The following is a 19,353-nucleotide window of genomic DNA, read 5'->3' as shown; positions in this document are numbered from 1 at the left end:
AGAACGCCGGTTCGCGCAAATCGTTGCTCGCCCCATTCAACTGTCGCAATGAAGCATTCACTTACCATAGAGCACTCATTCCCCGTTTTGCAGCGCGCCCGCGGGGCCGGTGAACTCCGCACCAAGGAGCGCGCCGGGGCGACGCGGATCGACACCCTGTTCCAGGATGGATGCGCCAAGATCCGCCTGCCCAACACCCATGGGCAACATCTCGAAGCGGTGTTGATCAACACCGCGGGGGGCCTGACCGGCGGCGACCAAATGGCCTGGTCGGCGCAGGTGGCCCCGGACGGCAAGCTGCTGGTGACCACCCAGGCTTGCGAGCGCATCTATCGCTCCTTAGGCGGGCCTGCGCAGGTGCAAGCCCGGCTCGAAGTGGGCGCTGGCGCGCATCTGGACTGGATGCCCCAGGAAACCATTCTCTTTGAACATAGCGCCCTCAACCGTCGTATCGACATCGAACTGGAGGCCGGCGCCACTCTCACCGCCGTTGAAGCGGTTCTGCTCGGGCGCGATGCGATGGGAGAAACCGCGTCCCATGCCGCCCTGACCGATCAATGGCGGGTGCGGCGCGAGGGCCGCCTTATTCATGCCGAAGCGAACCGGCTGACGCCGGAATCCTCGCCGCGCGAAGGTTTGTCGCTGCTGGCCGGCCATCGCGCCTTTGCCACGATCCTCCACATCGCCGCGAGCGCTGATGCCGCCGAAGCCCAACTTGCCCGAGTGCGCCAAACCATTGCAGATCTGGACGGGCCCATCGCGGCCAGCGTCGTTGGCGAACGGCTCGTGATCCGCGCACTCGCTCAAGGCGGGCTTGCGCTACGGCGCCGAATTGTTCCACTTCTTGCCCAGCTCTCCGGCACCGGCAGCGTGCCGCGCCTGTGGCATCTATAGGACTTCCGATGAACCTGACCCCCCGCGAAAAAGACAAGCTGTTGATCTCCATGGCCGCAACCGTCGCCCGTCGGCGGCTGGAGCGCGGCGTCAAGCTCAACCATCCCGAAGCCATCGCGCTGATCACCGACTTCGTCGTGGAAGGCGCGCGCGACGGGCGGCCGGTGGCCGAACTGATGGAAGCCGGGGCCCATGTGGTCAACCGCGACCAGGTCATGGAAGGGATTGCCGAGATGATCCATGACATCCAGGTGGAAGCAACCTTTCCCGACGGCACCAAGCTGGTTACCGTCCACCAACCGATCCGCTGAGCCGAGTCTGCTCGGCAGCCCAAGAACCAACAGGTCCCGTCCATGATTCCAGGTGAAGTCATCACCGTTCCCGGCGATGTTGAACTAAACGCCGGCGCTGCTGTGACCGTGCTCGAAGTGGCCAATACCGGCGATCGCCCGGTGCAAGTCGGCTCGCACTATCACTTCTATGAAGCCAATGCGGGGCTGCGCTTTGAGCGCGAGCAAGCCCGCGGCATGCGGCTCGATATCGCAGCGGGAACTGCCGTGCGCTTCGAGCCCGGGCAAACCCGAGAGATCAGGCTGATCCCGCTTGGCGGCGACCGGCAAGTCTATGGGTTTCGCGGGCAGATCGGCGGGGCACTATGAGCGAGACCGAAGTGGGACAGCGCGAAGAGTTCAAGCGGCGCCTGGCAGCAGTGATGGCAGACCTCAACGGGGATGGCATCCGCAGCGCGCCTGCCATGCTGACGCTGGGCCATCTGGCGCAGGGCATCGCCGACCAGCTCAGGGTTGCAACCTGGCCCGATGCCAAATCCGCCATGAACATGACCTTTGTGCGCGCGGTGCTTGGGGAATTCGGCACCCAAATGGACACCCATCAGCGCGCCGGGCGGATCAACCAGGCCTATGCCATCCAGGCCCTTTCCATGTCGATCCTGGCGCGCAGCCATGCCGATGATCCCGTAGTGGCTCAAGGCGAGCAACTGATCGACACGCTGATCGAACGCGCCATCGCCTTTTACCGCCAGCAGCGCCCCGCCAAGTCGAACTGATCGCCGGACCAACCCTCAGCCGCCCACCACCGGAGCCGTTTCAATGCCCGCCCGCATTTCCCGCGCTACCTATGCCGACATGTATGGCCCGACCACCGGCGACCGGGTGCGCCTGGCCGATACGGAACTCTTTATCGAGGTGGAAAAGGACTTCACCACCTATGGCGAAGAGGTCAAGTTCGGCGGCGGCAAGGTGATCCGCGACGGCATGGGCCAGTCCCAGCGGACCCGGGCAGAAGGCGCCGTGGATACGGTGATCACGAATGCCTTGGTTGTCGACGTAACAGGGATCTACAAGGCCGATATCGGCTTGAAGGACGGCCGGATCTTTGCCATCGGCAAGGCGGGCAATCCCGATACGCAGTCGGGCGTCAACATCATCATCGGCCCCTCCACGGAGGCCATAGCCGGGGAAGGCAAGATCCTGACGGCGGGCGGCATGGATGCCCATATTCACTTCATCTGCCCCCAGCAGATCGAGGAAGCGCTGATGAGCGGGGTGACAACCATGCTGGGGGGCGGCTCGGGCCCGGCGCACGGCACTTTGGCGACCACCTGCACCGGCGCCTGGCATATCGGGCGGATGATCGAGAGCTTTGATGCCTTTCCAATGAACCTGGCGCTAGCGGGCAAGGGCAATGCTTCGCGCCCTGCCCCCTTAGTCGAAATGATCCTGGCCGGTGCATCATGCCTCAAGCTGCACGAGGACTGGGGCACCACACCCTCGGCCATCGACAACTGCCTCTCTGTCGCTGACGAGTTTGACGTGCAGGTGATGATCCACACCGATACGCTCAATGAATCGGGCTTTGTGGAAGACACGATCGGCGCCTTCAAGGGCCGCACTATCCACGCCTTCCACACCGAAGGCGCCGGCGGCGGGCACGCACCCGACATTCTGAAGGTGGCGGGGCTGCCCAATGTGATCCCCTCTTCCACCAATCCGACCCGACCCTATACGGTCAACACCATTGCCGAGCATCTCGACATGCTGATGGTGTGCCACCACCTCGACGGGAACATTCCCGAGGATGTGGCTTTTGCCGAGTCGCGCATCCGCAAGGAAACCATTGCGGCGGAAGACATCCTGCACGACATGGGCGCGCTCTCGATCATCTCGTCGGACAGCCAGGCGATGGGCCGGGTCGGCGAGGTGCTGATCCGAACCTGGCAGACCGCCGACAAGATGAAGCGGCAGCGCGGACAATTGCCGCAAGAAACGGGCAGCAATGACAATTTCCGCGTCAAGCGCTACATCGCCAAATACACCATCAACCCCGCAATCGCCCATGGCATGAGCCAGCATATCGGCTCGATCGAAGTGGGCAAACGGGCGGACCTCGTGCTCTGGAGCCCGGCTTTTTTCGGCGTCAAACCCGAAATGGTGCTGCTTGGCGGCTCGATTGCCGCTGCCCCCATGGGTGACCCCAATGCCTCCATCCCAACGCCCCAGCCCATGCATTACCGGCCCATGTTCGCCGCCTTCGGCAAGCTCGTGACCAACTCATCGGTCACCTTCATTTCGCAAGCGGCCTATGAAGACGGCTTGCGCGGCAAGCTGGGCGTCGACAAGCAATTGTTGCCCGTCACCAATACCCGTGGTGGTATCGGCAAAGCAGCGATGATCCACAACACGGCAACCCCGGTTATCGATGTTGATCCCGAAACCTATGAAGTGCGAGCCGATGGAGAGTTGCTGACCTGCGAACCGGCAACCGTGCTGCCGATGGCGCAACGCTATTTCCTGTTTTGACTGGGATCGGCCTAGATACAAGCCTTCCCGGCTGCACTAATCTTGCAGGGCGGCAGTCTGCCGCGGATCGTTGCTGGAGGCGTCGATGATCTACCTTCTCGCACTTCTTATTGGCGTTGTTGCCGGCTTGCGCGCCGTGACCCCGCTGGCGGCCGTCAGTTGGGCGGCGGCTCTGGGCTGGATCGACCTCAGCAACAGCTGGGCGTCGTTCATGGGGTCGGCGATCACACCCTGGATCTTCACCATTCTTGCGGTGTTGGAGCTGGTGACCGACCAACTGCCGCAAACACCCAGCCGCAAGGTGCCGATGCAATTTGGCGCCCGCATCGTGACCGGCGCCTTTTCTGGAGCCGTGCTTGGCATTTCGGGCGACGGCCTGATCGGCGGATTGATCGCCGGCGCCATAGGGGCGGTTCTGGGCACCCTAGGCGGCGCTGAATTGCGCGCCCGCATGGCCGCCGCGTTCGGCAGCGATCGACCCGCGGGGCTGGTGGAAGACGTTATCGCGATTGTTCTGGCTTTCGCTATAGTGGCGCTGGTCTGAGCGCCATCCAACTTCCGCCGCTTGTTGGTGCAAGTCTTTGGGCTGAGGTCGATAGGGAGAGCCACGATGATCACGAAACGAGTTCTGGCCGCGCTTGCGGTGCTCACCGGCACGGCGGTGCCAGCCATGGCAGCGCAGACCAGCGTTTCCATAACGCTGGGCAACGAAGGTGGCGATCTGGAGCGCCGAGTGACCGTCTATGATTGCGAAGTGGGTGATCCCATCAGCGTGCAATACATCAATGCCGCCCCCAACTTCCTCGCCATCCTGCCCGTGCCCGACCAAACCGAACCGCTGGTGTTTGCCGCGGTGCTCTCCGCTTCGGGTGTGCGCTATGCCGCGGGGCAATTCATCTGGTCCACCAAGGGTGTCGACGCGACGCTGATCGACATCACCGAAGGCGAGGATGCCGACCCGATCAATACCTGTAGTGAAGTCAACAACACCCCCTGAGCCCTCGTTCAGGCAACAGAGTGAACCCATGCTGCGTGCCTCCGCCCACCTGCCCCCCGGCCATGGCCGTGGGGATGCCTTTGACGTCATCAGTCTTGCCCATGACGAGCGGCGCCTGCGCCGCAAGCTCCTGACCCTGCGCGGCGGCACCGAAGTGCTGGTGGATTTTCCCCAAACCCTGACCCTTGAGCATGACGGGGCCTTGCTGCTCGAGGACGGGCGCCTTGCAGGGATCATTGCTGCGGACGAATTGCTCTATGAGATTCGGGCCGACGATCGCGCCCATCTGGTGCGGCTCGCCTGGCATATCGGCAATCGCCACACTTCAGCGCAGCTGGAGGCGGATCGCATCCTGATCAAGCGCGATCACGTGCTCAAAACCATGTTGGAAGGGCTCGGTGCGCGCATCACCAATATCTCCGAACCGTTTTTCGCCGAGCACGGCGCCTATCACAGCCATGGCGATGCCGGGCACGCCTTGCTTAACCGATGAGCGGCGGCGACCTGCAAAAGCTGCTGACCTGGCTGTCACCCGCCTTTCCCGTCGGGGCTTTCGCGTGGTCGGCGGGGCTCGAAACCGCCATCCAGACCCGTGTGGTGCATGACCGCGCCACGACGCAGGACTGGATCGAGGGCAGCCTGCATCATGGTGGGCTGCGCACCGACGCCATCCTCCTGGCCGCCGCCCATCGCGTGGCCGATGACGCGGCAGCATTAAGTGAGCTTGCCGACTTGTGCCTCGCACTGACGCCGGCGCGAGAACGACACACGGAAACCGTCACTACCGGCGATGCCTTTGCTGCGGCAGCGCAGGCCTGGTCCGGGACGGGGACCCTGGTGCTGCCTCAGCCCTGCCCCTACCCCATCGCCGTAGGCGCCATTGCCGGCAAGCACGGGCTTGAGCCCGGCGCCACACTCCTGGCCTTCATCACTGCGGCCGTGCATGCGCAGGTCTCGGTGGCTGTGCGGCTCGTGCCCATCGGTCAAACCGATGGCTTGCGGATCATGGCTGCGCTGGAGCCGGCGGTCGCGCAAGTGGCGACGTTGTGCGGGAGCGCTGGCCTCAACGAGATCGGGGGCATTGCCTATGCCGCCGATATCGCGCAAATGGCCCACGAGACCCTCCATACGAGAATCTTCCGCTCATGAGCATGTTCATTGCCGCCTTCATGTTCATTCCCTTGCTGGCGGTTTCGTTTGCCCACCTACTCTGGTCGGTGGGCACGACCTGGCCGATCCGCAACGAGCAATTGCTCGCCCAAACCGTTGTGGGCACCCCGGGCGTCACGCGGATGCCGCCTCGGCTGGTTTCGCTGGCCGTAGCAATCGGCACGCTGGCCGCCGGCATCGTCGCCCTGGCACTCGCGGACCATGACAGCGGCGGCGCCACCCTGACACTGGTCGGCGCGCTGTGTGCGATCCCATTTTTGGCGCGAGGAGGCCTGGGCTATACCGCCCGCTGGGCGGAACGGACCCCTGAACCAAGCTTCCGGTTCAACGACCGGCGGGTTTATTCACCGCTTTGCCTGTTTATCGGGCTGGGCTTTCTGGCACTTGTTCTCTTGAGGCTCCTATGAAGTCGCTCAACGGTCCCCTCCGCATCGGCATTGGCGGTCCCGTCGGTTCGGGCAAGACCACGCTATGTGAAATGCTGCTCAAATCCATGCGCGAGCGCTATTCCATGGCCGTGGTGACCAACGACATCTACACTCAGGAGGATGCCCTGATCCTCGCGCGGGTGCAGGCGATTTCGGAAGATCGCATCGTTGGCGTTGAAACCGGTGGCTGCCCGCATACGGCGATCCGCGAGGATGCCTCGCTGAACCTTGCGGCCATCGACGCGCTCAACCGCAAGTTCCCCGATCTCGACATCATCCTGATCGAAAGCGGCGGCGATAATCTGGCCGCAACCTTCTCGCCCGACCTGGCTGACCTCACCATCTATGTGATTTCGGTGGCCCAGGGCGAAAAGATCCCGCGCAAGGGCGGCCCGGCGATCTCGCGCTCGGACCTGCTGGTGATCACCCATACCGATCTTGCGCCACATGTGCGCGCCAGCCTTGAAGTGATGGAAAGCGATACGCAAAAGGTGCGCGAGGGCCGCCCCTATGTGTTCACCGACCTGCTGCGCCGCGAAAGCCTCGATCAGATCATCGCCTTCATCGAAAAGGCCGGCGGGCTGGCCGAGGTGACCGCGGCCGCGGAATAGCAGTGACCGTCTTTCTGCGCTTGCGGGCGAGCCTTACGGGCTCGCCGCCGGCGCCGGTCTGGCCCCAAGGCACATACCGGATGCCACTGGCGGTGGCCCGACCGCGAGATCTGCACGATCTGCTGGTGCTGGCTTACCGCGATGGCGGCGGCAGTGTCCCGCCCTTTGAGACCTGGTGGACAGGTCTTGTCGAGGATGACGAGTTTCGTCCCGAGCTCGTCATCATCGCCGCGGACGCGAATGACCGGCCCATCGGCATTGCCCAGTGCTGGACTAGTGGCTTCATCAAGGATCTGGCTGTTGCGCCAGCGTGGCGCCATCGAGGTATTGGCGCAGCCTTGCTGCGCACCGCCTTGGCCGTCTTTGCCGCCGAGGGGCTGACCCAGGTTGATCTCAAGGTCGAGGCCGACAACATTGCCGCGCAACGCTTTTACCGCCGCATGGGCATGGTCGAGGCGACGGACTAGGAAGCGATCATCACCACATGGCTGACCAGACGACCATCGGCGAAATGGTGGATCATCAGCCCGGGCGGGTCGACGCGTTGAGCCTCCTTGCCATCGAGGCGCAGCTTGTTGGAGCGCGCCACAGAAGGAGCCATCGTGGCGGGGCGGCCGGCAAAGCTCGTGAACAATGGTCGGTGCACATGCCCGCAGGTAAGGCCTAGCACGGGCGAGGCAGCCGCAGCGATCGTGTCCGCCAAGGCGGCGCCGTTAAGGCAAATATTGCGATCCTTGTTGTCGATGCCGCAGCGAAAAGGATGCTGGTGCTGGAACAGGAGCGCTGGCGGGACCTGCTCCGCCAGCTGCTCCGCGAGCCACCCAAGCACGGGTGCAGCGTCACCATGGTGCTGACCGGCCACGGTCACATCCAGCCCGATCAATCGCAGCGACCCCAGATCCCTGATGCTGTGAAGCGCGCCCTGCAGCCCCCAACCGTGCTCGGCTCCGAAGACGCGCCGCATGGGGCCGTGGTGATCCATATTGCCGGGCACAACCTGGACCGGCGCCTTGAGCGATCCCAGCCGTTCGGCAACATCAGCATAGCTTTGCAGTGCGCCATCTTCCGCCAAGTCCCCGCTCACGATTACCGCGTCCGGCGCGAGAGGTCGCAGCCAGGTCAGCACGGCATCGAGCCGGGCCAGCGCCTCTCGGGTTCCGTTGGCGTGGATATCACTGAGCTGGGCGATGATCATTGTCTGCCTTTCCCCGAACCAGAGCCACCACCGTACGGGGCCCCAAAGTAACCGTTCCGCCGCCAATCACCGGGTGCAGGTCGGAAGCGAGACCCACTCTCCAGTCGCCAGCGGGCAGTTGCGCCGCGAGGCTATCGTGCCGGCGGTTGAACCAGATCAGCACGTCATCGGAGCCGTAGCAGAGATGCATGCCGAGAACCGAAGCATTGGGATGCTCCCATTCGACGCTGTTCATCTCGTGACCCGATGGGTGCAGCCAGGTCACGTCGCGGTGCCCGGCGGCTCCGGTCCCGTTGAGGAAGCGATCAGCATGCACCGCCGGATGCCCCTGGCGAAAAGCGCAAAGGGCGGCAACAAGGGCCGCTAGCTCCCAATCGCCGTTGGACCAGTCCAGCCAGGTGATCTCGTTGTCCTGCGCATAGGCATTGTTGTTGCCTCCTTGCGTGCGGAACAACTCGTCGCCCTGTTGCAGGAGGATGCCGCCGCGCGACAGCAGCAGCGTGGCGAGCAGCGCGCGCACATCGCGGCGCCGGGCTAGATTGATCTGCGCGTCCTCGGTTTCCCCTTCCACGCCGCAATTCCAGGAGAGATTATGGTTGTGGCCGTCGCGGTTGTCTTCGCCATTGGCGAGATTATGCTTGTGCGCGTAGCTGACGAGGTCACGCAGGGTGAAGCCATCATGCACCGCCAGCAGATTGATCACCGAAGCGGGCGTGCGTCCATCGCGATCAAACAACTCGGCGCTGCCGGCAAGCTTGGAGGCAAAACGGCCGATCGAGCCGGGCTCGCCCCGCCAGAAGGCCCGCACCCCATCCCGATAAGTGTCATTGTGCTCCCGGAATGGCGGCCCGAACTGGCCCAGCTGATAACCGCCAGGACCCGGATCCCAGGGTTCCGCGGCAAGGATGCACCGGCTCAGCAGTGGATCGGCCTTGATCCGCTCGAGCAGTTCGGCGCTGGAATTGAACTCGGGCTCGCGCCCCAGCACCGGCGCCAGGTCGAAGCGAAAGCCTGACACACCGCCCTCCTCCACCCAGAAGCGCAGGCTATCGATGACGAGGCGCTGCGTCGCTGGATGATTGCAGCGCAGCGTATTGCCAGTGCCGGTGTAATTGACGAGTTCCTGGCGGTCTTCGCGATCGGCAAACCAGAAATAAGCTTGGGGATCGAGACCCATGAGGCTCAGGATCGGGCCTTGCGCATCGCTTTCGCCGGTGTGGTTGAACACCACATCCAGGATCACCGCTATCCCCGCTTCCCGATAGCGGTCTGTGAGCTGACGTAGATCGGCGATACCGCCGGGTGCAAGGCGCGGATCAATGGCGCCATAGGCAATAGGATTATAGCCCCAGGCATTGCTCAGCCCCAGCGCCGGCAGGTGCCGCTCGTCAATCCAGGCGGTCACCGGCATCAACTGCAGGGTGTCGACGCCAAGCTGTTGGAAGTGCTCGATCACGGCCGGCGCACCCAAGCCCTTCAGCGTACCGCGCTCGGCCGGTGGGACCTGGGGGTGGCGCATGGTGAAACCACGCACATTGAGCTCGTAGAAGAACTTAGGAGTCGTCAGGAGCGGCCCAGTCGCAGCCGTAAGCTTTTCGACGACAACGGCCTTGGGCACCAGTGGCGCAGTATCGAAGGAGGGGTCTCGTGGGCAACGCAAATCGGGCGAATAGGCGAAGACCCGATCCAGTTGCCGGGCATAGGGATCAACGAGGAGCCGCGCGGGATCGAAAAACAAGCCGCTATCGGGCGCATATGGACCATCGACACGCAGCCCATAGCGCGTGCCGACGCCCAGACCGGCGATCAGAGCGGCATGGATACCGTCGTGATGCACATCGAATGGAAAGCGATGAACCTCACTGTCATGCTCATCGAAGATCGATACCCAAAGCGCTGTTGCAGCAGAGGAATAAACCGCGAAGTTGACCCCCGCAGGGGTGATCGTCGCGCCCAGATCATGGGTGTTGCCGCGGCCGGGGAGCAGCCGCGGCACCATCTCAGGTGATAACACTCGGTGCCTCACGGCCAGTGCGTTGCCGAACTCCGGCAAGTTGGTCGGCAATGGCGATCAAAGGCTCGAGAGCCATTTGCGTTTCCAGTTCGTGACGTCCGTCGGCCGCCTCGTAACGCTCAAGATACAGCCGCAAGGTGGCACCAACGGTACCCGTGCCGCTCAGGCGCAGGACGATGCGCGAGCCGTCAGTGAAGCCAATGCGGATGCCCTGCTTGGCGCTCGTGGAGCCATCCACCGGATCATGGTAGGTGAAGTCATCGGCATAGGCGATCTGCAGGTCCTCGCCGAAGGTCTGGCCGGCAAGGCTCGGCAGGCGCGCGCGCAGATCATCGACCAGCGTATTGGCAATCGCGGCATCGACCTCCTCATAATCGTGCCGCGTATAGTAGTTGCGCCCGTAAGTGGCCCAATGTTCGCGCACAATCTCGTCCACGCTCTGCCCGCGCGCGGCGATGATGTTGAGCCACAGCAGCACGGCCCAGAGCCCATCCTTTTCGCGCACGTGATTGGAGCCCGTGCCCGCGCTTTCCTCGCCACAGATGGTGACGCGGCCAGCATCGAGAAGATTGCCGAAAAACTTCCAGCCGGTGGGCGTCTCGTGCATCTCGATGCCCAGCTTTTCCGCGACCCGGTCTGCCGCGGCGCTGGTGGGCATGGAACGAGCGATCCCGGCAATGCCGTTGCGATAGCCGGGCGCGAGATGCGCATTGGCGGCGAGCAGCGCGAGAGAATCCGAGGGGGTAACGAAGCGGTTCTTGCCGATAATGAGGTTCCGGTCGCCATCGCCATCAGAGGCGGCGCCGAAATCAGGACCCTCAGGCGTCATCAGCAGGTCGTGCATGTCCTTGCAGTAGACGAGGTTCGGATCGGGGTGGCCGTTGCCGAAATCGGGCGACGGTGTGCCGTTCACGACAGTGCCATGAGGAGCACCCAGTAGGTCCTCGAGGATATTCTTGGCGTAGGGCCCGGTGACCGCATGCATCGCATCAAAGGTCATGCGGAAACCACCGGCAAACAATGCGCGGATGGCGTCGAAGTCGAAGAGAGTTTCCATCAAGGCCGCGTAATCAGCCACGGGGTCGATCACCTCGACCACCATGTCGCCGACGCGCTGGCTACCCACCTGCCCCAGCCCCACATCGGGCGCATCGACGGTTTTGTAGCTCTCGATCACCTTGGTGCGCGCGAACACCGCATCGGTGATCTTTTCGGGCGCCGGCCCGCCATTGCCGATATTGTACTTGATGCCGAAATCGCCGTCCGGTCCGCCCGGATTGTGGCTGGCCGAGAGCACGAGGCCGCCAAAGGCGCCGTAGTGGCGAATGATGTGGCTGGCGGCGGGCGTCGAGAGCAGGCCGTTCTGCCCCACCATCACCTTGCCAAAGCCATTGGCAGCCGCGATGCGGATCGCCTTCTGGATGGCCACATCATTGTAGAACCGGCCATCGCCGCCGATCACGAGGGTCTGGCCCGCAAACCCCTCGAGCGAGTCAAAGATCGCCTGGATGTAGTTCTCGACATAGTTGGGCTGCTGATAAACGGTTACGCGCTTGCGCAGCCCGGATGTGCCCGGCTTCTGGTCGGGGTAAGGCGTGGTTTCAATCGTCTTGATCATCGTCATTCTTGAGCCGGAGGAGAGAGGCATAAAGGTCTGCATAAAGGCCGGCGCTGGTTTCCCAGGACACATCAGCCTTCATGCCGCGGCGTTGCATTTTCTTCCAAACCTTGTCCCGGCGGTAAAGCCGGACGGCTTTGCGCAGGGCTTCAGCAAGGGCCTCGACACTGTTGGGCGCAAACTGAAATCCGGTGGCGACTTCCGCCTGCAGCGCGGCGGGATTGGCGTCGATCACCGTATCGGCCAAACCGCCGATGCGGCTGACAACCGGCACGCAGCCATAGCGCAGGCCATAAAGCTGGGTCAGCCCGCAGGGCTCGAACCGCGACGGGATCACAATAGCGTCGCACCCGCCCTGCATGAGGTGAGACAGGTTCTCGTTATAGCCCACGACGAGGCCAACCTTGCCGGGGTAAGCAGCGGCCATGTGGCGGAAGCCATCCTCAAGATAAGCTTCTCCCGAGCCCAGGACCGCGAGCCGCCCACCGGCCCCGATCAGGTCGGGCACAGCTTGCAGCAGCAGGTCCATGCCCTTCTGGTCGGTCAAACGACTGACGACGCAGAACAGCGGGCCGTTCACGCCGTCCAGGCCGAACTGCTCAACCACCGCCGCCTTGTTGACGCGACGCATATGCACAGTGCTGGAGGTATATTTCTGTGCCAGCGCCGGATCGGTGGCGGGGTTCCAGGTCTGGGTGTCAATGCCGTTCAGAATGCCCGCAACGGTACTCTGGCGGGCGTTCAGCAGCCCTTCGAGGCCGAGGCCGAACTCGGGCGTGCGGATTTCCTCGGCATAGGTGGGGCTCACGGTGGTGACAAAGTCAGCGCATTCCAGCCCCGATTTCAGGTAAGAAATGCCGCCATAGTACTCGACGCCGTGCACGCTGAAGGCCTGTGGCGGCAAGCGGAGCTGGCCAAAAATCTCGGCGCCGAAAAAGCCCTTGAATGCCATGTTGTGGATGGTCATCACGGTCTTGATCCGGTCCGAGCGGCCGAACTTGATATAGGCCGGGGCAAGGCCCGCCTGCCAATCATGGGCATGGATGATCTGGGGGTGATAGCCACCCACCATGCCCATGGCCAGTTCAGCCCCGACCCAGCCCAGCGCGGCAAAACGCTGCCAGCTATCCGGCCAGTCCCCTTCGGGGCCGACATAGATATTGCCGGGGCGATTATAGAGATGCGGCGCATCGATGATGATCACGTCGAGGCCAGCCGTCCGGCCGGCCAGCAGCCGTGCGGGACCGCCAAAGAGATCATCGAGCTCCTTGACCACCCGACCACCTTCCATCTGCCCCAGCACGCTTGGATAGCCGGGGACAAGGGTGCGCATATTGACGCCGCGGCCAGCCAGCGCGGCGGGCAAGGCGCCCGTCACATCGGCCAGGCCGCCGGTCTTGATCAGCGGGTAAACCTCTGACGCGACCGAGAGAACTTCAATCATCGGCTCGCCAGGTATTTGTTGATCATGGGCTGGGTGATCAGCGTCACGCCATCATCGCTGCGGCGGAACCACTTGGCGTCGAACTCGGGATCCTCGCCCACAACCAGGCCTTCGGGAATGTTGACGCCGCGATCGATCACCACCTTGCGCAACCTGGCACTGCGGCCGATGTCGCAATAGGGCAGCACCACCGCTTCGTTGAGTTCGGAATAGGAGTGGACGCGCGACCCGGTCGAGAGCAGCGTGCGCTGCAGCGAGCCGCCCGAGATGATGCAATCGCCCGAGACCAGGGAGTTCACCGCCGCACCGCGCCGCCCGTCATAGTCATGCACGAATTTGGCCGGCGGGGTGATCTCGGCATAGGTCCAGATCGGCCAGTCGCGGTCATAGAGATCGAGCTGGGGCTGGATATCGGTGAGGTCGATCGAGGCCTTCCAATAGGCGTCGATCGTGCCGACGTCGCGCCAATAGGAAACTTCTTCCTTGGACGAGCGCACGCAGGAGCGTGGGAAGCGGTGCGCCCATGCGGTGCCGTTCTTGACGATATAGGGGATGATGTCCTTGCCGAAGTCCCGGTTGGAGCCTTCGGTGGCCGCATCGCGCCGCAGCTGCTCCATCAGGAACCGCGTGTCGAACACATAGATGCCCATCGAGGCCAGCGCCATGTCCGGCTTGTCGGGGATCCCAGGCGGATCCTTGGGTTTCTCGACGAAATTGACGACCCGGTCGCGGCCATCCACATGCATCACGCCAAAGCCGGTGGCTTCCATGCGCGGCACTTCCAGGCAGCCGATGGTCACGTCGGCGCCGGTGTCCACATGCTGGCGCAGCATGATTTCGTAGTCCATCTTGTAGATGTGGTCGCCCGCGAGGATAACGATATAGCGCGCCCCGGAATCCTCGATGATGTCCATGTTCTGGTACACGGCATCGGCAGTGCCGGCATACCACATGTCCTCGCGCACCCGCTGGCTGGCGGGCAAGACGTCGAAGCTTTCGTTACGCTCGGGGCGCAGGAAGTTCCAGCCGCGCGACAAGTGCCGGATCAGGCTGTGCGCCTGGTATTGCGTCGCCACGGAAATGCGGCGAATGCCCGAATTGATGGCGTTCGAGAGCGCAAAATCGATGATGCGCGACTTGCCGCCGAAATACACTGCGGGCTTGGCGCGGCGGTCGGTCAGTTCCATCAAACGCGTGCCGCGACCACCGGCCAACACATATGCCATCGCCTCGCGTGCCAGCGGCGACGGCGCCCGATAATCAGCCATTTAATCCCTCCAAAATAGCCCGGTTTGACCCGGAGCGTTCTTCGGCCCCCGCCGGTTCACGCAGGTTCGAATTTCAAGAACAGTGTCGAAAGTGGCGGCAGATAGAGCTCGGCTTCTGCCGGCCAATGCATGCCCTCGACGGGATAGGCGGTAACAGCACCCTGGTTGCCCGTGTTGCTGCCGGAATACCAACCCGCATCGGTGTTGATACGCTCGACCCACTTGCCGGCAATCGGCATCGGGATCTTGTAGTTGCTGCGCGGCACGGGGGTCATGTTGGAGACCACCAGCACCGGATCGGCGCCCGGGGCCTTGCGCAACCAGGCAAAGACGGAATTGGCGTGGTCGTTGCCAATGACCCACTCAAAGCCCTCCGGCTCGCAATCACGCTCGTGCAGGGCGGGAAGCTGGCGATAGGCAGCATTGAGGTCAGCAACGAGCCTCCGCAGTCCCTCATGCATGCCTGCTTCCAGCAGCCACCAATCCAGCGAATGGGCCTCGGTCCATTCTTCACGCTGGCCAAACTCCTGCCCCATGAACAAGAGCTTCTTGCCGGGATGGCCCCACATGAAGGCGTAATAAGCGCGCAGATTGGCAAATTTCTGCCAGTCATCGCCCGGCATTTTCTCGATCAGTGACTTCTTGCCATGCACCACCTCGTCATGGCTGAGCGGCAACACAAAGTTTTCCGTGAACGCGTAGACCGTGCCGAAGGTCATGTCGTTGTGGTGATAGCGACGGTGGATCATTTCGCGGCTCATGTAACGCAGGGTGTCGTTCATGAACCCCATGTTCCACTTGAACCCGAAGCCCAGCCCGCCCGCATCAACGGGGCGGCTCACCCCGGGCCAGGACGTGGACTCTTCGGCGATCATGAATGTGCCCGGATGAAGCCGATAAGCTTCAGTGTTTACCCGCTGCAGGAACTCGACCGCTTCCAGGTTTTCATTGCCGCCATGCTGGTTGGGCACCCACTCGCCGGGCTGGCGGGAGTAGTCGAGATAAAGCATCGAGGCCACTGCATCGACGCGCAAGCCGTCAAGGTGGAACTGCTCGAGCCAATAGAGGGCATTGTTGACGAGGAAGGAGACGACCTCACGGCGGCCGAAATTGTAGATCGCCGTGTTCCAGTCGGGGTGGAAACCCTGGCGCGGATCGGCATGCTCATACAGCGCCGTGCCGTCGAAATGAGCGAGCCCATGCGCATCGGTCGGGAAATGCGCCGGCACCCAATCGAGAATGACCCCGATACCGGCTTCATGAGCGGCATCAACAAAGCGGGCAAGGCCGGCGGGATCGCCGAACCTTGCCGTCGGCGCATAAAGCCCGGTGGGCTGGTAGCCCCAGCTCGGATCATAGGGATGCTCGGTGATCGGCATCAGCTCGATATGGGTATAGCCCATGTCGGCGGCATAGGGGACCAGCTGCTCGGCAAGCTGTTCATAGGACATGAAGCCGCCATCAGGCTTGCGGCGCCATGAGCCCAGATGCACCTCAAAGATGGACATAGGCATGCGCCGCCAATCCTTGGAGCGGCGCTCTTCCATGTATTGGGCATCCGTCCACACGAACGGCGAGGGATCGGGGACCACGGAAGCGGTGCGCGGGCGCATTTCCGCCTGGCGGGCGTAAGGATCGGCCTTGAGCGGCTGGGTGACGCCGTCGGGACCGACGATCTCGTATTTGTAGAGCGTGCCCGTTCCGAGCACGGGGATGAAGACTTCCCAGACCCCGGTATCTAGCCGCTTGCGCATGGGATGGCGCCGGCCGTCCCATTCGTTGAACGAGCCAACGACGCTCACGCGCTGCGCATTGGGCGCCCAGACAGCAAAGTGAGTGCCATGGATGCCTTCGAATTCCATCTCATGCGCGCCAAGCTTGTCGTAAAGCCTGAGATGGCTGCCTTCGCCGATATAGTAGTCATCGAGCGGGCCGAGTACGGGACCAAAGGAATAGGGATCATAGACATCCCACTCCCCGCCCGCATTGCTTGCCTTATAGCGGATCGGCTGGCGGGCAGCTAGCGGGACCGGGCCTTCAAAGAAACCAGCCGGATGGCTCTGCAACAGTTCACCAAGGAACTCGCCGCCCAGCGTCCAAGCGCTCAGTTTCTCGGCGTGCGGCACGAATGCGCGCAGCACCATCTGTCCGTTACTCTCGTGCAAGCCCAGAAAGGCGAACGGGTCGGCATGACGCCCACCGACGATCGCTTCCACTTCCCGGGCATCTGCCTGCCAGTCCTGCCTGTCCACCCGCGCATCCTTTGTCCGATCACAGCCGGTCAAAGCCGGCTGGACCTCATTGACTTATTGCATTCATCGGACGCGCTCCGCTGCAACCTAGGTTGCAGCGACGGGCACGCCCCAGATTTCTTCGGCATATTGCTTAATCGTGCGATCCGAAGAGAAAAAGCCTACGCGCGCCGTGTTGCGAATGCCCATGGCATTCCAGCGCGCCTTATCGAGCCACAAGCCATCCACCCGGGCTTGGGCCGCCACATAGGAGTCGAAATCTCGCGCGACCATGAACCAGTCGCGGTCATAAAGCCCGCCGATCAGATCGCCATAGCGATGCGGATCATCGGGCGAAAACACGCCCGACGCGATCGCTTCGAGGGCTTCCTTGAGAGCTGGCGAACTATCGATGGCCTGGATGGGCGCCTCGTGCCGCGCTCGCTTGTCGTTGACCTCTTCAGTGGACAAGCCAAAGATGACGATGTTTTCCGCGCCAACTTCCTTGTGCATCTCCACATTGGCGCCATCCATGGTGCCAATGGTGATGGCGCCATTGGCCATGAACTTCATGTTGCCGGTGCCCGATGCCTCCATGCCCGCTGTCGAGATCTGCTCAGACAAATCGGCTGCTGGCATGATCACCTCGGCGAGGCTGACATTGTAGTTGGGCAGGAAGACCACCTTGAGAAGACCGCGCACCGCCGGGTCATTATTGATGACCTTGGCGACGTCGTTGATGAGTTTGATGATGAGCTTGGCGTTCCAGTACCCTGGCGCTGCCTTGCCCGCGAAGATCTTAACGCGGGGCACCCATTCGCGTTCCGGGTGAGCGCGAATTTCCTGATAAGCGGCAACGGCTTGGATGATGTTGAGCAACTGTCGCTTGTACTCGTGGATGCGCTTTACCTGGACGTCGAACACGGCGTCCGGTGAGACTACGATGTTCATGCGATCCTTGATCAGGCGGGTCAGCCGATCCTTGTTCCCGCGCTTGACTGCGGCAAACTTATTCTGAAAGGCCGGATCCTCGGCGTGATCAGCGAGCGCGTGGAGCGCATTCACATCATCCAGAAATGCGGGCCCAATGGTTTCGGTGATGAGCTTGGTGAGTTCGGGATTACACTGCATCAGCCAGCGGCGCGGCGTAATGCCATTGGTCTTGTTGGTGATCCGGTCGGGATAAAGCTTGTGCAGATCGGAAAACACCGTCTGCTTCATGAGCTCGGTGTGGAGCGCCGACACACCATTGGTGGCGTGCGAGCCGACGAAAGCCAGCTGGCCCATGCGCACCCGCCGCCCGCTATTCTCATCGATCAACGACAGATTGGCCACCTGCGCATCGGTGAACTCGGCGCTGCGCCGCGCTTCGCCCAGAACTTGGCTGTTGATCTGGTAGATGATCTGCATGTGCCGCGGCAGCATGCGCTCGAGCAAGGCCACCGGCCAGCTTTCCAGCGCTTCGGGCAACAGGGTGTGGTTGGTGTAGCTGAAGGTTGCCTTGCAGATCGGCCAGGCGACGGACCAATCCAGACCATGCAAATCCACTAGGATGCGCATCATTTCGGCAATCGAAATGGCCGGGTGCGTGTCGTTGAGCTGGATGGCGACCTTGTCCGGCAGGGAATGCAGATCGCCATATTGCTGCAAGTGCCGGCGCACGATGTCCTGCAGGGAAGCCGAGGAGAAGAAAAACTCCTGACGCAGCCGCAACTCCTGCCCGGCGGCGGTCGAGTCAGCGGGGTAGAGCACCCGTGTGATCGCCTCGGCCCGTGAGCTTTCCTCGAGCGCCCCGAGATGGTCGCCCGAATTGAACTTGTCGAGGAGGATGGGATCAATCGGCTGGGCGCTCCAAAGGCGCAGCGTATTCACCCGCGCTCCGCGCCAGCCTACAATGGGTGTGTCGAAGGCGACGGCAAGGAAATGATCGTTGGGGCGCCATTCCTGGCGCACCGTGCCATCGGGCCCTTCAACCGGCTCAACGATGCCGCCGAAGCCAATTTCATAGGAGCTTTCGCGCCGCTCGAATTCCCAGGGATTGCCGTGGGCGAGCCATTCTTCGGGCAGCTCCACCTGCCAGCCTTCGCTCATTTCCTGGCGGAACAGCCCGTGCACATAGCGGATGCCATAGCCATAGGCAGGGATCTTGAGCGAGGACATCGACTCAAGAAAACACGCGGCAAGACGGCCTAGGCCGCCATTGCCGAGCGCGGCATCAGGCTCCAGATCGATAAGGTCGCCCAAATCGACATTGAGGTTCTTGAGGGCTTCTCTCACCGGCTCAAGCAGGCCCACATTGCTCATGGCGTCGCGCATCAGGCGGCCGATCAGGAACTCGAGGCTGAGATAATAAACGCGCTTGTGGGAAATGCGCCAGGTTTCGCGCGAGGACTCCATCCAGCGGTCCATCACCCGATCGCGCACCGCCAGAATTGTCGCCGCCAGCCAGTCATGAGGCCGCGCGACAATGGGGTCCTTGCCGACCGAATAGATCAGCCGTTCAAGGATCTCGGCTTCCAATGCCTCCACTGTAGTGGCACGAGGCTGGGGGGTGGGAGCGTCGTAGACGATTGGCTTCTGGGGCATATCGCGATCCGGAATACGTGACGAACAGGTCCCTCTTAGACTTTAGTCTGGCATTTAACCAGTGTTGGTTAAAGCCCT

The 19,353-nt window shown here is 62.5% G+C and carries 19 protein-coding genes; 12 read left to right on the top strand and 7 right to left on the bottom strand.

Annotated features, from left to right (window positions below):
* The first annotated feature begins 48 nt into the window (after nucleotides 1–48).
* The 12 genes from AC3YMN_RS03730 (at nucleotide 49) to AC3YMN_RS03675 (ending at nucleotide 7,386) form a co-directional block, all read left to right on the top strand.
* Entirely contained in the window at nucleotides 49–894 is an 846-nt protein-coding gene (locus tag AC3YMN_RS03730; protein ID WP_489888971.1) for an urease accessory protein UreD, read from the top strand.
* Nucleotides 895–902: 8 nt separating this feature from the next.
* Complete coding sequence (locus AC3YMN_RS03725) at nucleotides 903–1,205, top strand: urease subunit gamma (RefSeq protein ID WP_127753595.1); 303 nt, start codon at nucleotides 903–905, stop codon at nucleotides 1,203–1,205.
* Nucleotides 1,206–1,247: 42 nt separating this feature from the next.
* On the top strand, nucleotides 1,248–1,553 hold the full coding sequence (locus AC3YMN_RS03720; protein WP_127753596.1) for an urease subunit beta: 306 nt from the start codon (nucleotides 1,248–1,250) through the stop codon (nucleotides 1,551–1,553).
* On the top strand, nucleotides 1,550–1,960 hold the full coding sequence (locus AC3YMN_RS03715) for a hypothetical protein (protein ID WP_127753597.1): 411 nt from the start codon (nucleotides 1,550–1,552) through the stop codon (nucleotides 1,958–1,960). Before AC3YMN_RS03720 ends, AC3YMN_RS03715 begins: the two co-directional genes overlap by 4 nt.
* Before the next feature lie 43 nt (nucleotides 1,961–2,003).
* On the top strand, nucleotides 2,004–3,713 hold the full coding sequence (gene ureC, locus AC3YMN_RS03710; RefSeq protein ID WP_489888970.1) for an urease subunit alpha: 1,710 nt from the start codon (nucleotides 2,004–2,006) through the stop codon (nucleotides 3,711–3,713).
* Between the two features lie 85 nt (nucleotides 3,714–3,798).
* Nucleotides 3,799–4,257: a DUF4126 family protein gene (locus AC3YMN_RS03705; RefSeq protein WP_127753599.1), complete on the top strand. Its 459-nt coding sequence runs from the start codon at nucleotides 3,799–3,801 to the stop codon at nucleotides 4,255–4,257.
* Nucleotides 4,258–4,323: 66 nt separating this feature from the next.
* The gene (locus tag AC3YMN_RS03700) at nucleotides 4,324–4,710 is read left to right on the top strand and encodes an MliC family protein (protein ID WP_127753600.1); all 387 of its coding nucleotides are present in this window, start codon (nucleotides 4,324–4,326) and stop codon (nucleotides 4,708–4,710) included.
* 28 nt (nucleotides 4,711–4,738) lie between these two features.
* Complete coding sequence (locus AC3YMN_RS03695) at nucleotides 4,739–5,203, top strand: urease accessory protein UreE (RefSeq protein WP_172123686.1); 465 nt, start codon at nucleotides 4,739–4,741, stop codon at nucleotides 5,201–5,203.
* Nucleotides 5,200–5,859, top strand: coding sequence for an urease accessory protein UreF (locus tag AC3YMN_RS03690; protein ID WP_489888969.1), 660 nt, complete (start codon nucleotides 5,200–5,202; stop codon nucleotides 5,857–5,859). The genes AC3YMN_RS03695 and AC3YMN_RS03690 overlap by 4 nt, the downstream gene beginning before the upstream one ends.
* A complete protein-coding gene (locus AC3YMN_RS03685) occupies nucleotides 5,856–6,287 on the top strand; it encodes a DUF3995 domain-containing protein (RefSeq protein ID WP_127753603.1) in 432 nt (143 codons plus the stop codon). The genes AC3YMN_RS03690 and AC3YMN_RS03685 overlap by 4 nt, the downstream gene beginning before the upstream one ends.
* Nucleotides 6,284–6,919 carry an urease accessory protein UreG gene (gene ureG / locus AC3YMN_RS03680; protein WP_127753604.1) on the top strand — a complete coding sequence of 212 codons (636 nt, stop codon included), beginning with the start codon at nucleotides 6,284–6,286 and terminating at the stop codon, nucleotides 6,917–6,919. The genes AC3YMN_RS03685 and ureG overlap by 4 nt, the downstream gene beginning before the upstream one ends.
* Before the next feature lie 2 nt (nucleotides 6,920–6,921).
* Nucleotides 6,922–7,386 (top strand): GNAT family N-acetyltransferase, encoded by a 465-nt coding sequence (locus tag AC3YMN_RS03675; RefSeq protein ID WP_489888968.1) that lies wholly within the window; start codon nucleotides 6,922–6,924, stop codon nucleotides 7,384–7,386.
* On the opposite strand, the gene AC3YMN_RS03670 is transcribed toward AC3YMN_RS03675, so the two are convergent.
* The 7 genes from AC3YMN_RS03670 to AC3YMN_RS03640 all read right to left on the bottom strand — a co-directional run bounded on the left by AC3YMN_RS03670 (nucleotide 7,383) and on the right by AC3YMN_RS03640 (nucleotide 19,275).
* Complete coding sequence (locus AC3YMN_RS03670) at nucleotides 7,383–8,114, bottom strand: metallophosphoesterase (RefSeq protein ID WP_489888967.1); 732 nt, start codon at nucleotides 8,112–8,114, stop codon at nucleotides 7,383–7,385. The genes AC3YMN_RS03675 and AC3YMN_RS03670 overlap by 4 nt on opposite strands.
* Nucleotides 8,092–10,113: a glycogen debranching protein GlgX gene (gene glgX / locus AC3YMN_RS03665; RefSeq protein ID WP_489889194.1), complete on the bottom strand. Its 2,022-nt coding sequence runs from the start codon at nucleotides 10,111–10,113 to the stop codon at nucleotides 8,092–8,094. The genes AC3YMN_RS03670 and glgX overlap by 23 nt, the downstream gene beginning before the upstream one ends.
* Before the next feature lies 1 nt (nucleotide 10,114).
* Nucleotides 10,115–11,746: an alpha-D-glucose phosphate-specific phosphoglucomutase gene (locus AC3YMN_RS03660; protein ID WP_489888966.1), complete on the bottom strand. Its 1,632-nt coding sequence runs from the start codon at nucleotides 11,744–11,746 to the stop codon at nucleotides 10,115–10,117.
* Nucleotides 11,730–13,187, bottom strand: coding sequence for a glycogen synthase GlgA (gene glgA, locus AC3YMN_RS03655; protein WP_489889193.1), 1,458 nt, complete (start codon nucleotides 13,185–13,187; stop codon nucleotides 11,730–11,732). The genes AC3YMN_RS03660 and glgA overlap by 17 nt, the downstream gene beginning before the upstream one ends.
* On the bottom strand, nucleotides 13,187–14,458 hold the full coding sequence (gene glgC, locus AC3YMN_RS03650) for a glucose-1-phosphate adenylyltransferase (RefSeq protein WP_127753609.1): 1,272 nt from the start codon (nucleotides 14,456–14,458) through the stop codon (nucleotides 13,187–13,189). Before glgC ends, glgA begins: the two co-directional genes overlap by 1 nt.
* A 56-nt stretch (nucleotides 14,459–14,514) precedes the next feature.
* Nucleotides 14,515–16,710 (bottom strand): 1,4-alpha-glucan branching protein GlgB, encoded by a 2,196-nt coding sequence (glgB, locus tag AC3YMN_RS03645; RefSeq protein ID WP_489888965.1) that lies wholly within the window; start codon nucleotides 16,708–16,710, stop codon nucleotides 14,515–14,517.
* A gap of 87 nt (nucleotides 16,711–16,797) precedes the next feature.
* Nucleotides 16,798–19,275, bottom strand: coding sequence for a glycogen/starch/alpha-glucan phosphorylase (locus AC3YMN_RS03640; RefSeq protein ID WP_489888964.1), 2,478 nt, complete (start codon nucleotides 19,273–19,275; stop codon nucleotides 16,798–16,800).
* Nucleotides 19,276–19,353 lie beyond the last annotated feature (78 nt).

It is taken from the genome of Devosia sp. Z11_6 (genome assembly GCF_058133665.1).
Note: the sequence above shows the minus strand (reverse complement) of the source record. Positions and strands in the feature narration are given on the sequence as shown.

What these genes read in the sequence shown, in the direction of transcription:
- AC3YMN_RS03640 (WP_489888964.1), bottom strand. Translation starts at nt 19,275, where the DNA reads ATGCCCCAGAAGCCAATCGTCTACGACGCTCCCACCCCCCAGCCTCGT.
- AC3YMN_RS03660 (WP_489888966.1), bottom strand. Translation starts at nt 11,746, where the DNA reads ATGATCAAGACGATTGAAACCACGCCTTACCCCGACCAGAAGCCGGGC.
- AC3YMN_RS03715 (WP_127753597.1), top strand. Translation starts at nt 1,550, where the DNA reads ATGAGCGAGACCGAAGTGGGACAGCGCGAAGAGTTCAAGCGGCGCCTG.
- ureG (WP_127753604.1), top strand. Translation starts at nt 6,284, where the DNA reads ATGAAGTCGCTCAACGGTCCCCTCCGCATCGGCATTGGCGGTCCCGTC.
- glgX (WP_489889194.1), bottom strand. Translation starts at nt 10,113, where the DNA reads ATGGTGCCGCGGCTGCTCCCCGGCCGCGGCAACACCCATGATCTGGGC.
- AC3YMN_RS03725 (WP_127753595.1), top strand. Translation starts at nt 903, where the DNA reads ATGAACCTGACCCCCCGCGAAAAAGACAAGCTGTTGATCTCCATGGCC.
- AC3YMN_RS03700 (WP_127753600.1), top strand. Translation starts at nt 4,324, where the DNA reads ATGATCACGAAACGAGTTCTGGCCGCGCTTGCGGTGCTCACCGGCACG.
- AC3YMN_RS03690 (WP_489888969.1), top strand. Translation starts at nt 5,200, where the DNA reads ATGAGCGGCGGCGACCTGCAAAAGCTGCTGACCTGGCTGTCACCCGCC.
- AC3YMN_RS03720 (WP_127753596.1), top strand. Translation starts at nt 1,248, where the DNA reads ATGATTCCAGGTGAAGTCATCACCGTTCCCGGCGATGTTGAACTAAAC.
- glgC (WP_127753609.1), bottom strand. Translation starts at nt 14,458, where the DNA reads ATGGCTGATTATCGGGCGCCGTCGCCGCTGGCACGCGAGGCGATGGCA.
- AC3YMN_RS03685 (WP_127753603.1), top strand. Translation starts at nt 5,856, where the DNA reads ATGAGCATGTTCATTGCCGCCTTCATGTTCATTCCCTTGCTGGCGGTT.
- AC3YMN_RS03670 (WP_489888967.1), bottom strand. Translation starts at nt 8,114, where the DNA reads ATGATCATCGCCCAGCTCAGTGATATCCACGCCAACGGAACCCGAGAG.
- AC3YMN_RS03705 (WP_127753599.1), top strand. Translation starts at nt 3,799, where the DNA reads ATGATCTACCTTCTCGCACTTCTTATTGGCGTTGTTGCCGGCTTGCGC.
- AC3YMN_RS03695 (WP_172123686.1), top strand. Translation starts at nt 4,739, where the DNA reads ATGCTGCGTGCCTCCGCCCACCTGCCCCCCGGCCATGGCCGTGGGGAT.
- ureC (WP_489888970.1), top strand. Translation starts at nt 2,004, where the DNA reads ATGCCCGCCCGCATTTCCCGCGCTACCTATGCCGACATGTATGGCCCG.
- AC3YMN_RS03730 (WP_489888971.1), top strand. Translation starts at nt 49, where the DNA reads ATGAAGCATTCACTTACCATAGAGCACTCATTCCCCGTTTTGCAGCGC.